General features: G+C 45.9%; 15 protein-coding genes and 1 tRNA gene. 6 read left to right on the top strand and 10 right to left on the bottom strand.

Features of this window, described 5'->3' with window-relative positions; all coding sequences use genetic code 11:
* A partial coding sequence (locus AC1MDJ_RS02205; protein WP_479689322.1) for a flagellin occupies positions 1-1,408 on the bottom strand: 1,408 nt, incomplete at its 3' end.
* Positions 1,409-1,629: 221 nt separating this feature from the next.
* Here AC1MDJ_RS02205 and AC1MDJ_RS02200 point away from each other — a divergent pair.
* Positions 1,630-1,863 (top strand): helix-turn-helix domain-containing protein, encoded by a 234-nt coding sequence (locus AC1MDJ_RS02200; RefSeq protein WP_479689321.1) that lies wholly within the window; start codon positions 1,630-1,632, stop codon positions 1,861-1,863.
* Positions 1,838-3,154 (top strand): terminase large subunit domain-containing protein, encoded by a 1,317-nt coding sequence (locus AC1MDJ_RS02195; RefSeq protein ID WP_479689320.1) that lies wholly within the window; start codon positions 1,838-1,840, stop codon positions 3,152-3,154. The genes AC1MDJ_RS02200 and AC1MDJ_RS02195 overlap by 26 nt, the downstream gene beginning before the upstream one ends.
* Here AC1MDJ_RS02195 and AC1MDJ_RS02190 read toward each other — a convergent pair.
* Positions 3,137-4,561 (bottom strand): sodium:solute symporter family protein, encoded by a 1,425-nt coding sequence (locus AC1MDJ_RS02190; RefSeq protein ID WP_479689319.1) that lies wholly within the window; start codon positions 4,559-4,561, stop codon positions 3,137-3,139. The two genes, AC1MDJ_RS02195 and AC1MDJ_RS02190, sit on opposite strands and share 18 nt — an antisense overlap.
* Positions 4,562-4,680: 119 nt before the next feature.
* Between AC1MDJ_RS02190 and AC1MDJ_RS02185 the strand changes: the two genes are divergently transcribed.
* Positions 4,681-4,764, top strand: a tRNA-Leu gene (locus AC1MDJ_RS02185).
* Positions 4,765-4,837: 73 nt separating this feature from the next.
* Here AC1MDJ_RS02185 and AC1MDJ_RS02180 read toward each other — a convergent pair.
* From AC1MDJ_RS02180 to AC1MDJ_RS02165, 4 genes are read right to left on the bottom strand one after another with little or no spacing between them, the layout of a single operon-like run.
* On the bottom strand, positions 4,838-5,578 hold the full coding sequence (locus AC1MDJ_RS02180; protein ID WP_479689318.1) for a zincin-like metallopeptidase domain-containing protein: 741 nt from the start codon (positions 5,576-5,578) through the stop codon (positions 4,838-4,840).
* Positions 5,578-5,886, bottom strand: a complete 309-nt coding sequence (locus tag AC1MDJ_RS02175; protein ID WP_479689317.1) for a hypothetical protein — start codon at positions 5,884-5,886, stop codon at positions 5,578-5,580. Before AC1MDJ_RS02175 ends, AC1MDJ_RS02180 begins: the two co-directional genes overlap by 1 nt.
* Before the next feature lie 23 nt (positions 5,887-5,909).
* Positions 5,910-6,059: a hypothetical protein gene (locus tag AC1MDJ_RS02170; RefSeq protein WP_479689316.1), complete on the bottom strand. Its 150-nt coding sequence runs from the start codon at positions 6,057-6,059 to the stop codon at positions 5,910-5,912.
* Positions 6,034-6,276 (bottom strand): hypothetical protein, encoded by a 243-nt coding sequence (locus tag AC1MDJ_RS02165; protein ID WP_479689315.1) that lies wholly within the window; start codon positions 6,274-6,276, stop codon positions 6,034-6,036. The genes AC1MDJ_RS02170 and AC1MDJ_RS02165 overlap by 26 nt, the downstream gene beginning before the upstream one ends.
* Positions 6,277-6,454: 178 nt before the next feature.
* On the opposite strand from AC1MDJ_RS02165, the gene AC1MDJ_RS02160 reads away from it, so the two are divergent.
* Positions 6,455-6,835, top strand: coding sequence for a hypothetical protein (locus AC1MDJ_RS02160; protein WP_479689314.1), 381 nt, complete (start codon positions 6,455-6,457; stop codon positions 6,833-6,835).
* Positions 6,836-6,923: 88 nt separating this feature from the next.
* Here the strand turns inward: AC1MDJ_RS02160 and AC1MDJ_RS02155 are convergent, their stop codons facing one another.
* Both AC1MDJ_RS02155 and AC1MDJ_RS02150 read right to left on the bottom strand, forming a co-directional pair.
* Positions 6,924-9,305, bottom strand: coding sequence for a flagellin (locus AC1MDJ_RS02155; RefSeq protein ID WP_479689313.1), 2,382 nt, complete (start codon positions 9,303-9,305; stop codon positions 6,924-6,926).
* A gap of 483 nt (positions 9,306-9,788) precedes the next feature.
* Positions 9,789-12,092, bottom strand: coding sequence for a flagellin N-terminal helical domain-containing protein (locus AC1MDJ_RS02150; RefSeq protein ID WP_479689312.1), 2,304 nt, complete (start codon positions 12,090-12,092; stop codon positions 9,789-9,791).
* Between the two features lie 159 nt (positions 12,093-12,251).
* Here AC1MDJ_RS02150 and AC1MDJ_RS02145 point away from each other — a divergent pair, with 159 nt between their 5' ends.
* Both AC1MDJ_RS02145 and mdh read left to right on the top strand, forming a co-directional pair.
* Positions 12,252-12,998, top strand: a complete 747-nt coding sequence (locus AC1MDJ_RS02145) for a beta/alpha barrel domain-containing protein (RefSeq protein WP_479689311.1) — start codon at positions 12,252-12,254, stop codon at positions 12,996-12,998.
* Between the two features lie 66 nt (positions 12,999-13,064).
* The gene (gene mdh / locus AC1MDJ_RS02140; protein WP_479689323.1) at positions 13,065-14,030 is read left to right on the top strand and encodes a malate dehydrogenase; all 966 of its coding nucleotides are present in this window, start codon (positions 13,065-13,067) and stop codon (positions 14,028-14,030) included.
* A 32-nt stretch (positions 14,031-14,062) separates the two neighbouring features.
* Here mdh and rapZ read toward each other — a convergent pair whose 3' ends face one another.
* On the bottom strand, positions 14,063-14,920 hold the full coding sequence (gene rapZ / locus AC1MDJ_RS02135; protein ID WP_479689310.1) for an RNase adapter RapZ: 858 nt from the start codon (positions 14,918-14,920) through the stop codon (positions 14,063-14,065).
* Between the two features lie 46 nt (positions 14,921-14,966).
* Positions 14,967-15,878 carry a flagellar basal body P-ring formation chaperone FlgA gene (flgA, locus tag AC1MDJ_RS02130; protein WP_479689309.1) on the bottom strand — a complete coding sequence of 304 codons (912 nt, stop codon included), beginning with the start codon at positions 15,876-15,878 and terminating at the stop codon, positions 14,967-14,969.
* Positions 15,879-15,885 lie beyond the last annotated feature (7 nt).

Genomic DNA, 15,885 nt, shown 5'->3' with positions numbered 1-15,885 from the left:
TCACCTTAAAATCGCCCGCTTCATCAATCGTAACAACATTGTATTGCAGGTCGCCATTATCTCTATCCCATATAACGCGTGGCGTCTGGAAACCTATCTTAGAATCACCCGTATCGGGGTATGCTCCGAAATTCATCTTGCCCTTTTTCTCAACTGACACGTCCATACTAACTATCCGTTGTGTGTAATCAGCAGGCACCAATGTGGAGCTTGCACTGTAACTAGTAGACGTTATACCCATCAACCCCTTTGTGCCAGGCACTATGTGAGAAATATCGCCAACAGCTAGACTAAATCTATCAATACCAAGTCCAAGAGAGGCAGGAGCAGTAACGTTCAGATAACAAGCACTACCAGGCAAATAACCCCCTACGCCTGCTCCTGCCGCTATAACAAACGTGTCATCACTCGTCACGCTGTAAAGTGTAATTTCAAAGTTTGCTGCATCAGTTGCGTTAGCTATAGGTCCTGTCCCCTTATATTCTATGCCTACATAAAAACTTCTGGCACTGCTGGCAGAGTCCCAGCTAAAATAAACTGCCATATCAGACACGGACGCCGCCGCAACAAAAGGCCAATATGCATTAACGTAACTATGCTCGGTATCGCTCCCCCACGCAGCATTATCAGACCATAGGAGCGCACCCGAACCAACCATATTAGTCGCACCAGCCGTATCAGCCACCGGACCAGAAAAATAAAAATGGGGGGCAGTGCTCACGATAGGAAAGCCAGATAGCACTTCGCCCATGTCGCCAGTTGCTTGTGGCGTAGATGACATATTGATAGTCAGCCTTTCAGCGAGAGCCGTATCCCCCGAAATAGAGTAATTGCTAACTACTGCGTCGCTCTTTCCTTTGAATATATTCGTCTTATAAACGGCATTCTGTCCCGGCTTTACCTCAAACTCCAGCCTATAGTTGCCACCAGCAGGCGCACCCGTCAATATTACTTCTATCCCAGCATTACTACTACTCCATAGCCCTGACGCATCACCCGATAACAACTTATGTGTATTAAAATCAGTCTCAACTGAAATCCTATCTATATCTGCCTTTAACTGTTCCAACTCCGCCTGCAATGCTCGTCTGTCATTAGCCGTAAACGTGGCATCCCCCGCCTCCACCGCTAACTCCCTCATCCGCTGCAGCATATCGCCTATAACACCCATACTGCTGTCCGCTACCTGCAGAAAACTAATGCCATTCTGCGCACTAATCGCCGCCTTAGCCATACCCTTTAACTGTATCTGTAATTTCTCAAACACTGCCATCCCAGCTACATCATCACTAGAACGATTGATACGCAAACCGCTAGACAACCCCTCTACACTCTTCTCCAGCGCGCGATTGGCAACATTAAGATGTCTGTTGGCAGTAAATGACAACGAATTAGTATAAATCTGCATGGCTCTCCCCTATTACAACTATACCATTTTAGTCTTTGCCTCCATGCAACGCCACTCGCTATCGGCAGATTGTTAGGGAAAGTTTAAGGAAAAATAGCAACTAATCAAGACAAGCGTTGCTAAATTTTGATAGCGCAACAAAAAAAGAATAAAAAAGTTGACACTAGTATATATTCACTATATAATAGTGAATATTTATTATAAAAGGGGAGGGTGGTGTTATGCCAGAGAAGATGTTGACTGTGCCGATGGTAGCGGCTCGGTTGGGGGTGTCGTTCAAGTGGGTGCGGGAGCATATTCGTTCGGGGGATTTGCCAGCTATCAACCTGAACGAACATTTGAAACGTCCCACATACCGCATATCGGAGGCTGCGCTTAGTGTATGGCTAGAGGTTCATTCCTATAATGAGGAGGTCGCAGAGGAGAGTCGTGAGGCGGCAGAACTCGGACTTTAGCTATAGCCCCGCCCAGCGAGCTGTATTCTGTGATTGTAACGCAAGGGTGCGGCTTATAGCAAAAGGGCGCAGGCTTGGCTTTACCAAAGGGGCGGCGTATTACGTAGTGCATAGTATGCTAGATGGCGTTTATGGCAGTGTCCTATGGGGCGACACCATACACCAGAACATCCGCAACTACGTATCGCGCTACTTTATGCCGATGCTGAAGAAAATCCCAAAGGAACTATGGCAGTGGAAGGTGTCTGAAAAGCTATTGACAATATCAGGCAACACCTGCGACTTCCGCAGTGCGGACAATCCAGAGAACTGGGAGGGGTTCGGCTACGATTTAATAGTGCTGAACGAGGCGGGAATTATCTTAAAAAATCGCTATCTATGGCAGAACGCCGTTAGACCGATGATGTTAGATAACCCTAACTCCGTAGCTATTATCGGGGGCACGCCGAAAGGGAAAGGTTTATTTTACGAGCTATACAAGCAGGCGGCTAAACGCAAGAACTGGCAAGCGTTCAAGTTTAGCAGTTATGACAACCCAAATCTTGACAAGGGGGCGATAGACGAAATGTTGACAGAACTAGGTGGCGAGGGTGGCGTTGTGCGACAGGAAATTTACGGGGATTTTATAGACGAAGGCACCTGCGAACTCTTCGGCTATGAGCTGGTGAGTATGGCTATGGAGGGTGAAACTAGCCAATACAGAGGAGGTTTCACGCCCAAAGGTGGCAGACTAGATGTATGGGGTATAGACGTAGCACGGCAGGGGGACGATATGAGCGTAATAGCCAAACGGCGCGATAGTATCATTTACGAATTAGTGCGCAAAAGCACGCCTGATTTGATGAACTTTGCCGACTTTATAGCAAGCGATTATCACGATGCCGCTCGCAAGCCCGATGCGATATTTGTAGAGATTAACGGACTAGGGGCAGGGCTATATGACAGACTGCGACAGCTGGGGCTACCGGTGTTGCCAGCTGATGTGGGGGCGAAGTCTATGAACGGGAAGATGTTCAACAGGCGGGCGGAGATGTATAAACGGCTGAAAAGTGCGCTAACTATGGGCTTAAAACTGCCGCAAGATAGGAAACTGCATGCCGAGCTGTGCGCTATTGAATATGAGGTGCGGGAGAACGGAGTATTCAAGATTGCAAGCAAAGACGAACTCAAACGCGCACTAGGCTATTCACCTGATAGTGCGGATGCATGTGCGCTGAGCTATTTTGCAGACGTTGTGCCAATGGAGCGAGATGAAACTAGCGGAAGAAACTTGTCAGCAGGGGCGTGGTAGTCTCAACTTCCTCATTAGTGTCCAAACTGCCATAAATGCTATGCTGAACAATATTCCTGTGGACTGTGCATTTAAGAGCCATACGCCATGTTTGGTGGCAAAAAATTGAAAGTAAATAGTCACAACAACACCTATTATAGCCGATAGCAGTGCCCCCCTGCTGTCGGCAGACTTTGTGAACAGCCCGAAAAACAGCGGCGCAGCCAAACTCACTGACATTAGCGTATAGAATATCGTCAACGCACCAATAATATTTGGCAACACCATCGCAAAGAGGATTGCCACTGCACCCCCCACCGCCATCATCACACGCCCTAGTATCAACAAATTCTTGCTGGATATGTTTGGGTTAATCAACCCTTTATAGACATCGTTCGCCCATGCACCCGCTATCATGTAGAGTATTGCATCTGACGTGCTCACCTCTGCGGCGAATATAGCCGCTAGAGCAAGAGCCGCTATCCAGAACGGCATCAGCTCAATAATAGCCGTAGGCAGTGCAAGCTCCCTATTAGCAAGGGTAGGCACCATAGCAAAAGCACTCATACCGATAAACACAATGAGCATACCGAACAGCCATTGCATAACGCCATTCAGCGCAGTGCCGCGTTTGACCGCTTCAACGCTCTCTGCCCCATATACCTTGCCTATCAGCCCCGGCGATATGCAAAAAGATGGCGTCAACATCAAAAAGAACCCTATAATAACAGTCAAACCTATCCCGTCCCAGCTTAACATTACATTATCAACCGGTGCAACTGCGGCTATCTTAACCGCTAATCCGCTAAACCCGCCCACTGCTACATAAGCGGCAACGGCAGCTAATACAAAACCGAGCATCTTAACCGCTATCTGGAACATATTAACTGCGGCGGCTGATGTAAGCCCGCCTGATATGCTGTATAGCACCACTACCAGCGCGCCTATAAGTATGCCGCTAGTCTTTGACAGTCCCGATACCGTCTGTAATATCCATGCAATACCCAGCAACTGTCCGCCGAATATTGCCAGCGTGCCGATACCCATCATCAGTGAAGTTGTTCCACGGAACAGCTTTGAGTAGCGATATTCCAAGTAATCACCCAGCGTGAAAAAGCCGTGTTCGCAAGCTTTAGCGTATATGCGAGGACCTACCCAGTAGGCAAGGAATATTGAGCCTAGCCCAGACGCACCTATCCACCACCACGCCGATATGCCGTATTTGTAAGCCATACCCGCAAGTCCTATTGTAGAGCCTGCGCCGATATTGCTAGCAAGCAGGGTAGTGAACAGCAGGCGGGTAGACAGCCCCCTGCCAGCGACAAAGAAACCTGATGCATCTTTAACGTTGCGGCGTTTAGAGAAATAAAAGCCCAGCGCAATCATCACTATGGAGTAAAATGCGATTACAAATATATAGCCGTTCATTATGGACTAACGTTACATACAAAAAATATGTTTGTCAAATAGTATCTAGTATCTTGTTTTTTCTCGTTGACAATGCTTTATTTCTAGGTGTAGAATGCAGGTGTTGCATGTAATTGTCCGCCCGGATGGCGGAATTGGTAGACGCAAGGGACTTAAAATCCCTCGCCAGCAATGGTGTGCCGGTTCAATTCCGGCTCCGGGCATAACAGCATAATATATGAGAGCACGTCATAATTCCTAAACAGGGGAAACCGTCGTGCAATTGTCGCAATTAGTTTATCTTCTTCCCGTAGCTGTTTTTTTGGCAGTAGAGAAAGGAATCTGTTTTTTAGCAATTTCAAACTCTTTTTGCAAGTGCTCAATTATCCCTGTGATGTCTTGATTGAGCCTGTTATAGCCCGCAGTGTCTTTATCTATTGACAAATCTGCTAACCTGCAAATCCTCATTGCTGTTGCAATACTACCCTCTGCATAGCTGATGTCGTTTTCGTCAGGGTGCAGGCTCGCCCGCTGTAGCATAGCCAGTGCAACGGTTTCACATTTTACTTCCTCTTTCATATAGAAAGCGGCAACGGACAGGGCAGTGTCGGGATTTACGCCTAACTGCTTAAACTCGTCCTGTTCACAAAACTGCATTTTGTAATCGTCAAAACAACTTACTAACATTGAAAGATTAGGAAGTTGATTAGTTTCAACGCTATAATTTGTAATAGCGTTGAAAAGGTCGTCGTCTTGCCCTAATCTACGGCTCATGTGGTGTGTTGCCTCGTGCAATACTGCATGATAGTAGTTAGAGGCGTTAGGAAAACAGCCTTTCGGTGGCAAGACTATTGTTTTATTGCGTTTTAAGACTGGTGTTGTTGCCTCATCGTGCTCAATCACAAGTCCCAAGTTCTTTACAAGCCTATCTATCGCGCTATTCTTAATAACATTGGAGTATAGCACCCTATCCGACCAATAAGCCTCTGGATATTCGGCGTTGATGTTAGCGGGTATATCAAAAGCAAAAGATGCCATTAGTGTATCACGTCAGCAAACCCATCTGCTTCTAATTGGTGTGCCCACGTATAGTGCTTTCCTTGCATGTCCCCGTGTGGGTCGCCGTCATATTTTAACGTTGTTTCAATAACGTCATCGGTTATTTTTGCAATGGTTTTCCTAGAAAGTTTTACCCCGCTATTCCTCATTAACTTGTCTTGATGAGCAATAAGCTCTTCCCGTGTGAAGTATCTAGTAATGCCGTTAATGATGTATTTATACCGCCTAGGTTCAACCGCTGGCAATACGTCCGCACTCTCCACTCTTAATGCTGTTGCGCTACCCATAAAACACCTCCACTATCATTATACTATAAAAATATAGGCGCAGGCAGTTCCAACGCCTCTCTTTGCATAACCATATACACGTCCCTATGTGCTTTCCTGCCAGCGTGCAACAAAATAGCGTTATCAGCTATTTCATTAGTTATTTTATCACTGATTGAGCCAGTTTGTGCCATATCGTTCGTTAGCCTCCACTAGATTATAGCCACTACTAATTAAAAAATCCTTGCCATGAATCTCTTTAAGGTTTTTTGCCATACGTGCAGGCATTGGAATTTGCCTTATAAGTTTTGTAGCCTCTTCATACTTGCCCGCCTCTCTCAAGTCTAACGCACGTTCCGCCAAGTCTAGTTCCTCATCAAGCGTTAGTTTCCTGTGTTTAACAGCTTCCATATAAAACCCCCCCTTATAATTTGTCCGTCCGAACAAGTTACAGGTTATCATACGTAAGGTAGCTTGTCAAAAGTTTGCAAAAAAGTTCGCTCGTCCGAGCAAATTGTAAAAAAGGCTTGACTTCTCGTGAGAATAGCCAAATAATGGAGGTGTAGAGACTAAATTGGGGGACACACCTGTGTTTAAGAATATCTATGGCAACATTATTAAACGAGCTTTGTGCAGTCACAGCAGGTGGCGCTTATGTTTCAAGCTAGTGAACTTGTCCACCCCTGAAGAAACCATAGACGTGATACTCTATGAAGAGTGCGACCATTGCAGCACCAGACGGGCACGCCTGTCACACTTTGCATCAAATCAGCTTTGGAAGAAACACAAAGATGACAGCATAGAACTAAAACGACTGCTTGAACGCTGGATTGACGGCAAGATAGAGACCTACGACGTGCTAAATGCAGAGGTTGTCACCTCCGTCAGCAAAGATATGTCAGTATTCAGAAACAAAGACCTGACTATCGGTATAGACAAAGTTGACGAGGTTATCAACTCATCCAGATAACCATATTCAGGAAAATTATCCCCACTTTCAAGAACTCTTTTTATCCCCCCACCCCCAGAGGAGGAGGAGGAGGAGACAGTTTCCCTATTTACATCAACATCATAACGGCATAAGACGATATTCCATTTGCTTGCATTAGTATTGAGGTTGCATTTTCTAACAACATCTGTGTTTTAGTCAGTTTTGCCTGTTCCTCTGCTATATCAACATCAACTAAATTTGATATTGCTGATAGCAGAATGTTTCTGTTAACCTCAGTAAGCCCCTTAGCGGTATTAAATATCCCCATACCGCTGTTAGATTGCCCTTTTGCTACACCTGCCCGCACAAGTGCCTCATCTACCTGCGCTGCTGCAATCCGTGCCCCCGCTTCAGTCCGCACGTTTATCTTATCAAGCTCCAATGTTTGCGCCGTTAAACTGCCAAATGATATATTGGTCTTAACATAAGGCTCCAGCCCTGTGCCTGTCCTGCTGGTCTTATTGGCTAGGTTTATATAGGCAGTTTTATCGCCCATAGTGGATACAAAGCTCATCTTGCCGCCGTTCACGACCGCCTTAGTCCACCCCGCTATATCAACAGCAAAATCAGCGTCTTTCACTAGCCCGCGTATTACCCCGTCGTAGCTTTTAGTGGTGCCAAGCACCCTATTGTTGTTGACATCAAATACGGTAGCAGTTAGCAGGTCTTGCTCGGAGTCTCTCATCTTTTTAAGCCCTATGGCTTCTAACAATGCGCTATCGCCGCCGATTGATATTTCAGAGTTTATGCCGGTAGCTGCGCCCGCCAGCATTATTGTGCCCGCTCCAAAATAGACGCCGTTCAATGTGCCCCCCGCTGACAGGTAGCGACTTAGCTGGTTTGGCGGCACCTTGCCCATCTCTAAATCGTCCGCTATAGCTTTGCGGAGTTTCTCCACAAAGTCGGCGATGGTATCTTCACCATCAACGGCTATGTTCGTGTATCGGTTATTGCCTGCTATGGTAAGGAACGAAGACGCACCGAGTATATCTTTCAGCTGCGAAACGTTCATCAGCTTGGTATTGCTGGTCGCTGTAATCTCCTCCCCAGCAATGCTACCTATAGTTGTGGTAGTGGCGGTGACAGGCGTAGCATCATAGATGTTATTGAGTGTCATAGCAGGTGTCCACGTAATCTTGTTCTCGTGGAATCCTGCGGCATCCAGCGTCACAAGCCATGCCGAGCCACCTGTTGCAGCAGTGTTGCCAGCAGTCAGCCTTACACGCATCTGAGCTAGGTAGGCGGTGTCCGCCCATACACCTGAGCTAACATAAGTATAGGCATAATTGGTGCCATTAGGGTTGGTGGTAGTGGGGGTATCTATGACAAGCACCTCGTCAGAGGCACCAAAAGAACCATCTACATATAACAAATACTTGTCGCCAGCACTCCACTGAGCATTAGTACCCAAATTTATGTCCATATGTAGGAAATTACTAATATTCGTGTCACCCAAATAAGCAATGCCAGGGGTACTACTAACAAAGTTATGAGTATAGCGAGTACCCGTGGTAGCATCCAACCAATCCCATTGAAGATCTGTCGTTCCAGCCGCATCACCTAGTGCTCTATCATTATTAAACGTGACTTCTATATAACCACCGGGAACGACGGTACCTCCAAAATTCATATGTCCACCATAACCACCAAGAGTACCAATAGGGATAAGTGTAGAGTTGGGCGTAGTCTGGCTATCTACAAGCTGGGCATTCAGGCTCTGAACCCTATTAGTAAGCCCCGTTGTAAATTCAACCTTTGCTCCATTCCACGCGGTTTCTGCATCTTGGCGGGCAGGCGTGGGGTAACCTTGCCAGCTGAATGGCCGATACGTGTATGTAGTGACTGCAGAAAGACTTTTCTCCGTTAATGCGTTAGTGCCGTAGATAGCATTATGTCCTGCCGTTAAATTGTAGTCTATCTTATATGCGCCTGTGGCAGCTCCGCCACGCACAAGGGCAGCAACGCTATCGTTATAGCCTGCAGCCGCTCCCCATGCCGCACCATAGCCGCCGTTTAACATTGATTTGTTCAAAAATGACGCCGCATTCGCCGCAGCTGTTATCTGACTGCGCAAGTCCTCTATCTCGGTTTGTATATTTGCCCGCTCTTGCGCACTCGCTCCGCTAGCACTGGCAGCTAATGAACGCATCTGTTGTAATAGCCCTACTATAGAATCTGCCCCGCTAGATGCGGTGTTCATAGCGGACGACATCACCTGCGCCCTATCAGACAAGGCAGTGTATGCTGCTGCATTGCTCGTGAGCCTATGCGAAGCCATAAGCGCGACAGCATCATCAGCTGCACTATTGACACGTCTGCCAGTTGACAGCCGCCCAATGCTCTTATCCATAGCAAGCAAATTATTGTTTATACCCGCTTGCGCTTGCACCCAATAGTAGTTTGTGCTAATCATGGTTGTTGATACCGCCAGCCATATTTTACCCCCCAAAGGTAAAACTCGGCTAGCAAGACACCTAGACAGATGCCCTGCTACCTGAGAGAGTTATATTCTAGCAATCCTCGCACCAAACCACCCCTATCTGTCACACTCCCTACCCGTCACGCACAGGTAGCACAGAAATACTAGAGATGTTGACACAAAAACTACCCGCTCTTTGCTAACTAAACATAGCACCCAGTTCAATGACAAAGTGCAACGCTAGCAACGAGCAAAAGCTATATGCCCTAACTCCGTTCAGGCTCCTTTGTATGTTTCCCTCATACATATAATAAAAAAACCGCCAAGCTATCCAACTCGTCCGCTCGGTGCGATGTTTGCACTCAAGCGACTTGTCTAAAGCCTGTCGGTCTAAATGTTTTAGTACCGCTTAGTTTTTGTAAAAGTAACGTCGTAGAGAGCATAGCAAATTTTGAACAGCTTGTCAAGGGAAAAACTCTCTGCATGTGCTTACATGTGCTTAAACGACTATTATTACCTATTTATCAGCTGTAGTGCCATTTGTGGCAGTTGGTTAGCTTGTGCTAGCATTGATGTGGCTGCGTTCATCATTATCTGGTTCTTCGTGAAGTCCGCACTCGCCTTTGCCATATCAATATCCCTTATCCTGCTTGACGCCGCCAGAACATTCTGCTGTCCGATAGATAACGATTTCAACGCATATTCCATCCTGTTGATACGAGAACCTATCTCCGCCCTCTGCTGCACTACATTTTTAATGGCAGCATCTATCTTAAAAAGTGCCCTCTGTGCATCAGGCAAGGTAGTTAGATATGCATCATCTATCTCTAACGCCACAGTATCAACCCTGCCCACGCTTATATCTATATACTGCCCCGCATTCGCACCTATCTGCGAACCCGTCTCCTTATTCGCTATATGGATATACTGCGGGTTTAAGCCTGCGTCCTGCTCAAATGCTATATTGCCATTAGCATCCATCTTCGCACTGGTAGTTATATTCGGGTTGAGCTTTATATTAACCCCTTTTATAACCCCCCTCATCATAAAGTCTATAGACAAATCACTATTGACATACTGCCCCGTATGCGCATCTGTTACTTTCATCTCTATAACATCATCCTTAGATTGCTGTATCTGCTCTATGCTTAACGCCCTAAGAATATCTTCATCCGCTACAAAACGTATCTCTGAACTCCGACCCGTCATCGCTCCCTGCATAACAATAGTGCCCTTCACAGCATCGTTACCACCATTGCTACTAGCAGCTGTTACTAGATGTGCCAGTCTGCTAAGCTCAACATCGGGGTCGCCCATCTCTAGTGTTATAGCTATCGCATAGGCGAGCTTATCGTTCAACTCCTGCACTGTGTTATACTTACCCAGATATATATCAGCAGTCTTGTTGTTGCCGAGCAATGTCAGCTTTCTAGTATTATCTAAGAGCATGCGACCATCCGAATCTGTGAACTGCGCTACGTCCTTTAACATGGTGGTAGGCAGAGTATCGCTCTTCAGCAAATTCCCGAACACCACAGTGCCTGAAAAAGTTGGATTACTAGAATCTCTATTCCAGTTAACAGTTGATGTAACAAATTCACCATCAACTATATTAACAACCGTAAATGCGCCACTACTAGTAGAGTCAATTAGTATATAGCCTTGGGCTGGTGGCGGTAGCGAGTTGAAAGCGAGTGTGGCACTATCTCCTACAGGTTTAATATCCATTTTTACGGCGTCACTAACATTTACATTATTATAATAATTGAACAGCACTTTGTCGCCAGCTTTAACAGCATTATTGACCGTCCACGTTAGTGCTGGTGCTGGACTACCACTAACCATAATTCCATTACTAAACGTAAGCGAACTTGTATCAATTGTTATAACACTGGTTGATGAGTATATATAAGTTGTGGTAATAGTCTCGGTTGCGCCCGTCATGGCATCTGTAAGGGTGACGTCAATTGTGCCAGTGTTACCAGCCACATTGGCAACGTCCCCGTTAAATTCCATTGATAAATATCCGCACATACCACCGGGAGGAACAACATTATTAGTCACAAACACATCGTAGGTGCCACCAAGGTCAATACCTGTGCCATATACAGCTAAAACATAGCCGTCATCAACCAGCTGAGGTTGCATTTGAACGAACGTCATAGTCGCATCTTTGAGTGCGCGCACATCGCCCGTGCCATTAAAGTTTATAAACCCGCTGGTGTTAGAAACAACTGATAACATCAAATAATCATTATCTACTACTGACATAATATTCGTCTTATACACAGCGTTCTGTCCCGGCTCTACACTAAACTCCAGCTTGTAGTTGCCCCCAGCAGGCGCACCTGTCAATATAACATCTATCCCAGCATTACTACTGCTCCATAGCCCTGACGCATCACCCGATAACAACTTATGTGTATTAAAATCAGTCTCAACTGAAATCCTATCTATATCTGCCTTTAACTGTTCCAACTCCGCCTGCAATGCCCGCCTGTCATTAGCCGTAAACGTGGCATCCCCAGCCTCTACCGCTAACTCCCTCATCCGTTGCAGCATATCGCCTATCACACCCATACTGCTGTCCGCTACCTGCAGAAAACTAATGCCATTCTGCGCACTAATCGCCGCCTTAGCCATACCCTTTAACTGTATCTGTAATTTCTCAAACACCGCCATCCCAGCTACATCATCACTAGAACGATTGATACGCAAACCGCTAGACAACCCCTCTACGCTCTTCTCCAGCGCACGATTGGCGACATTAAGATGTCTGTTGGCAGTAAATGACAACGAATTAGTATAAATCTGCATGGCTCTCCCCTATTACAGCTATACAGCTATAGTTTTAGCTTTTGCCTCCATGCAATACAAAATTTATTATCGGCAGATTGTTAGGGAAAGTTTAAGGGAAAACTTTACTTCTTCAGCATAGTAATATAAAGTGATGTCTATTATGGAGGGTATTTTGCTATGCTTCAACAATTACAAGATAGATTAAACGATTCGGGTGTTGTGGTATCGGTCACTATAAGTGAAACGGCTGATGCAGTGCCGGTAGCTAAAGCGGTGTTTGCAGCTGATGTGCCAGTTGTTCAAATAACATCTAACTCGGCAGACATTGCTAAAATCGCCGTAACGGACATTAAAAAAGCCATGCCTGATATGATTGTCGGCGTTCTGGCAACAAATACACTGAATATTGAGGAGTATATCCGTGCAGGGGCAGATTTTGTGTCAACTCCTGACTTGAAAGACGAGTTTAGAGCGTTCTGCGCCGCTAACGACATCACTATAGAGCAGTGCTATGACGGATTTGATAAAGACTACGCAAAGATAACGAAGCTTGCCAGAAACGCACTAATGCGTGTGCTGGGCTTTGAGTTTCTGCATTTAGGCGTAAATACCGCTGATGAGAAAGGGGCTAATAGTTTTGCAGACGCTATGAATAATATGTTTGGGCTTGGCAGAACTAGGGAAATAGAACAGGCAGTATTTGTAGGCGACTGCTTTGAAGTAATGAAACACTCTGAAATCGGAACTAAAGGGCATGTAGGGTTCACTACTAACAACGTCCGCCGTGCATTGGCATACCTGAAACGCAAAGGGGTAGGCAAAGTTGACTTATTGTATCGTGAAGAAAATGGTATCCCGTTGTTCGCTTTCCTAGATGTAGAGCTTGCGGGGTATAAGTTCCATATTAAGCAGAAAGGAAGTTAGATTGATATCTTGCCACATCTATGGTATAAATAGCCCAACGGTGTATATGGAGGTTTTATTATGAGTATATCGGTTCCAAAGGTAGTCTTAATTGGTGGCGGACAAATCGGCGGTGTGTTAGCACAGCTTTGCGCTATAGAACGCATTGGTGAGGTCGTATTATACGATATCAAAGAGGGTATGCCTCAAGGTAAAGCCCTTGATATAGCAGAGGCGTCCCGTGTGGACGGCTCTGATGTGCGCATATCTGGCACTAACGACCCGATATGCCTTGTGGGGGCTGATATTGTCGTGGTAACATCTGGCATGCCACGCAAAGATGGGATGAGCAGGGACGACTTGTTGACCGTTAATGCTAAAATTATTAGTGAAGTAGCAGAAAATATCAAACAATACGCACCCAACAGCATTGTTATAGTAATATCTAACCCGCTTGATGCAATGGTTACGCTAATGCAACGCGTTACCGGTTTCCCAGCCAACCGAGTTATCGGACAGGCAGGCGTGCTTGATTCTTCACGCTTTGCCACATTCATAGCTTGGGAGCTTGGCGTAAGCGCAAAGGACATCAACGCTCCGGTGCTAGGCGGGCATGGCGATACTATGGTGCCACTGGTTCGCTATGCAAACGTAGCAGGCATACCTGTAATGGAACAGCTATTGCGCAAATATGGGAGTGCAGAAAAAGCTAAAGACGTAATGGATAAAATCGTCCAACGCGTTAGAGACGCCGGTAGCGAAGTGGTGAAACTACTAAAAACAGGCTCAGCATTTTACTCCCCAGCAACCAGCGCTATGAGCATGATAAAAGCCATCGTGCGCGACTCTAAAAGGGTGCTATCAGTATGCGCCAAACTTAACGGCGAGTTCGGCGTTAAAGACTACTATATAGGCGTTTTAGCAAAACTTGGGAGGCAAGGTGCCGAACAAGTTGTAGAGTTTGACCTAACTAAAGAAGAGAAAGCTATGTTTGATAAGTCCGTAGAGGCTGTCAAAACACTGGTTGGTGATATGGATAGGCTAGGGATATAATAATATTATTGAGGATATAGAGAGCTATTTCGCTATTTCTCTATATCCCTGTGTCTTATATTGCTCGTAACGTTTGGCAGACTGTTTATGTATTCGCTCAACACTTCAGCCACCGTCACAGAACGGTGACGCCCCCCTGTGCAACCCACTGATATTGCTAAAAAAGCCCTGCTAGTTTTGTCTTTCTGATATTGGACTACCATAAACGTAGCAAGCTCTTTCAGTTTCTCCACAAACTGCTTTGAGTCGTCATCGCCGAGCACGTAATCTTGCACGTCTTTATTTAGCCCTGTCTTGTGTTTCATACTATCAACAAAATAAGGGTTCTTCATAAACCGCACATCAAATACCATGTCGCTGTCTATGGGGATGCCGTTCTTAAAACCAAATGATGTTATAGTCACTATCATATTAGAAACTTTCCCAGTAAAATACGAGGTCACCTCTTTTGTAAGCTCATGCACATTCAGACTGGATGTGTCTAACACTAAATCTGAAAGCCCTTTAATATCTTTCATCAGCTCATTTTCTATCTGCACTGACAGGGCAATGTCCTTTGCCATAGGATGTTTACGGCGACTCTCTTGATAGCGGCGGATTAGCACAGAATCGCTTGCTGTCAAAAATATAACCTTTGCGTTGAAGTCATTGCGCAGGCGAGTGATAACGCTAAATGCCTCTTTGCCGTCCCCAGAACGGGTGTCTATAACAAGAGCAACCCTGTTCTTGTTAATCCCTATCTCATTGAATATATCAAGAAATTTGTTGATAATCGGCACGGGTAAGCCATCAATAGTGTAGTAGCCTAAATCCTCCATAGCATTCGCCGCAGTGGATTTGCCCGCACCCGATAGACCCGTAATAACAACTATAGTAAAATTATCTGACATAATGCGTATTATAATACATTCATAGCGAATATTAAAGACTTTATATCTACTTGACTATTGCCCGCCCATCCCCTTGATATACGGCATTGAAAGTTTTGCCCGAGATAGAGTTTTTCACAGGGAAAGTTTTTCCCTGTATCGCCTCCCCCTCTGCTACACCCGCTACCTCCAGCTGAATGGTGCCAGTGTTATACACCAGCAATATAGCATCACCCTTTACCCGCTCAGGTCTCGGCGCAGTCACATCAGCAGTCAGCGGCTTGCCCTTAGCTAACGCCCGCGAAGCCCGCAGTTTGGGGATGTCCATCACTAACTCTGATTTTAAGCTTGTTACGTCAATTAAGGCAGCGATAACCTTGCCAGACAGGTTCTCCCCTGCTTTAATACGTTCGCTAGTAATATAGCCCTCAGTAAATAGCTTTACCGTGTATGAAAAACCGACTTTGCCCCTGCCCGCTCGCACCGTGCCACTAGTTTGCCCCACCCTAGCAGTGTCTATAATTAGCTCATAGTCGCCGTCAACGGCTATATACAATGGGCGCGTTAGGCGTATGCTTACGACTTCAACCTTGTGAGCGGGATACTGCCCAACATATCGTTCTAATAGTGCCGTATGCAGTTCCGCAGTATCTATCTCGCGACTATCGCGGGTAATGCGATAACTCATCTCTAGCTCTCCATCAAAGCTTACCCCGCTACGCTTTATAGCAGAAAGAACTAACGATGATTGAACTATGCGACTATCCCCCGCCATAAATCCGCACTGAATAGTCGTGTTGCCAGCAGAGCTTGACTCCTGCCCCACTAACACATCCGCCAGCGTTGCACACTCGCTTGATATCGTAATTTCAGTAATCTGCTCGGCATCAACACCCGCTCCGCCACGACTATGGGTGCTACCCGCAATGACGGACAGAGATAAAAAGGCACAACAAAAAACAGTTAGAAAAAACTTCACAACACCC

Source organism: Candidatus Termitispirillum reticulitermitis, from assembly GCF_054655775.1.
This window is presented reverse-complemented; position numbering and strand designations above follow the sequence as displayed.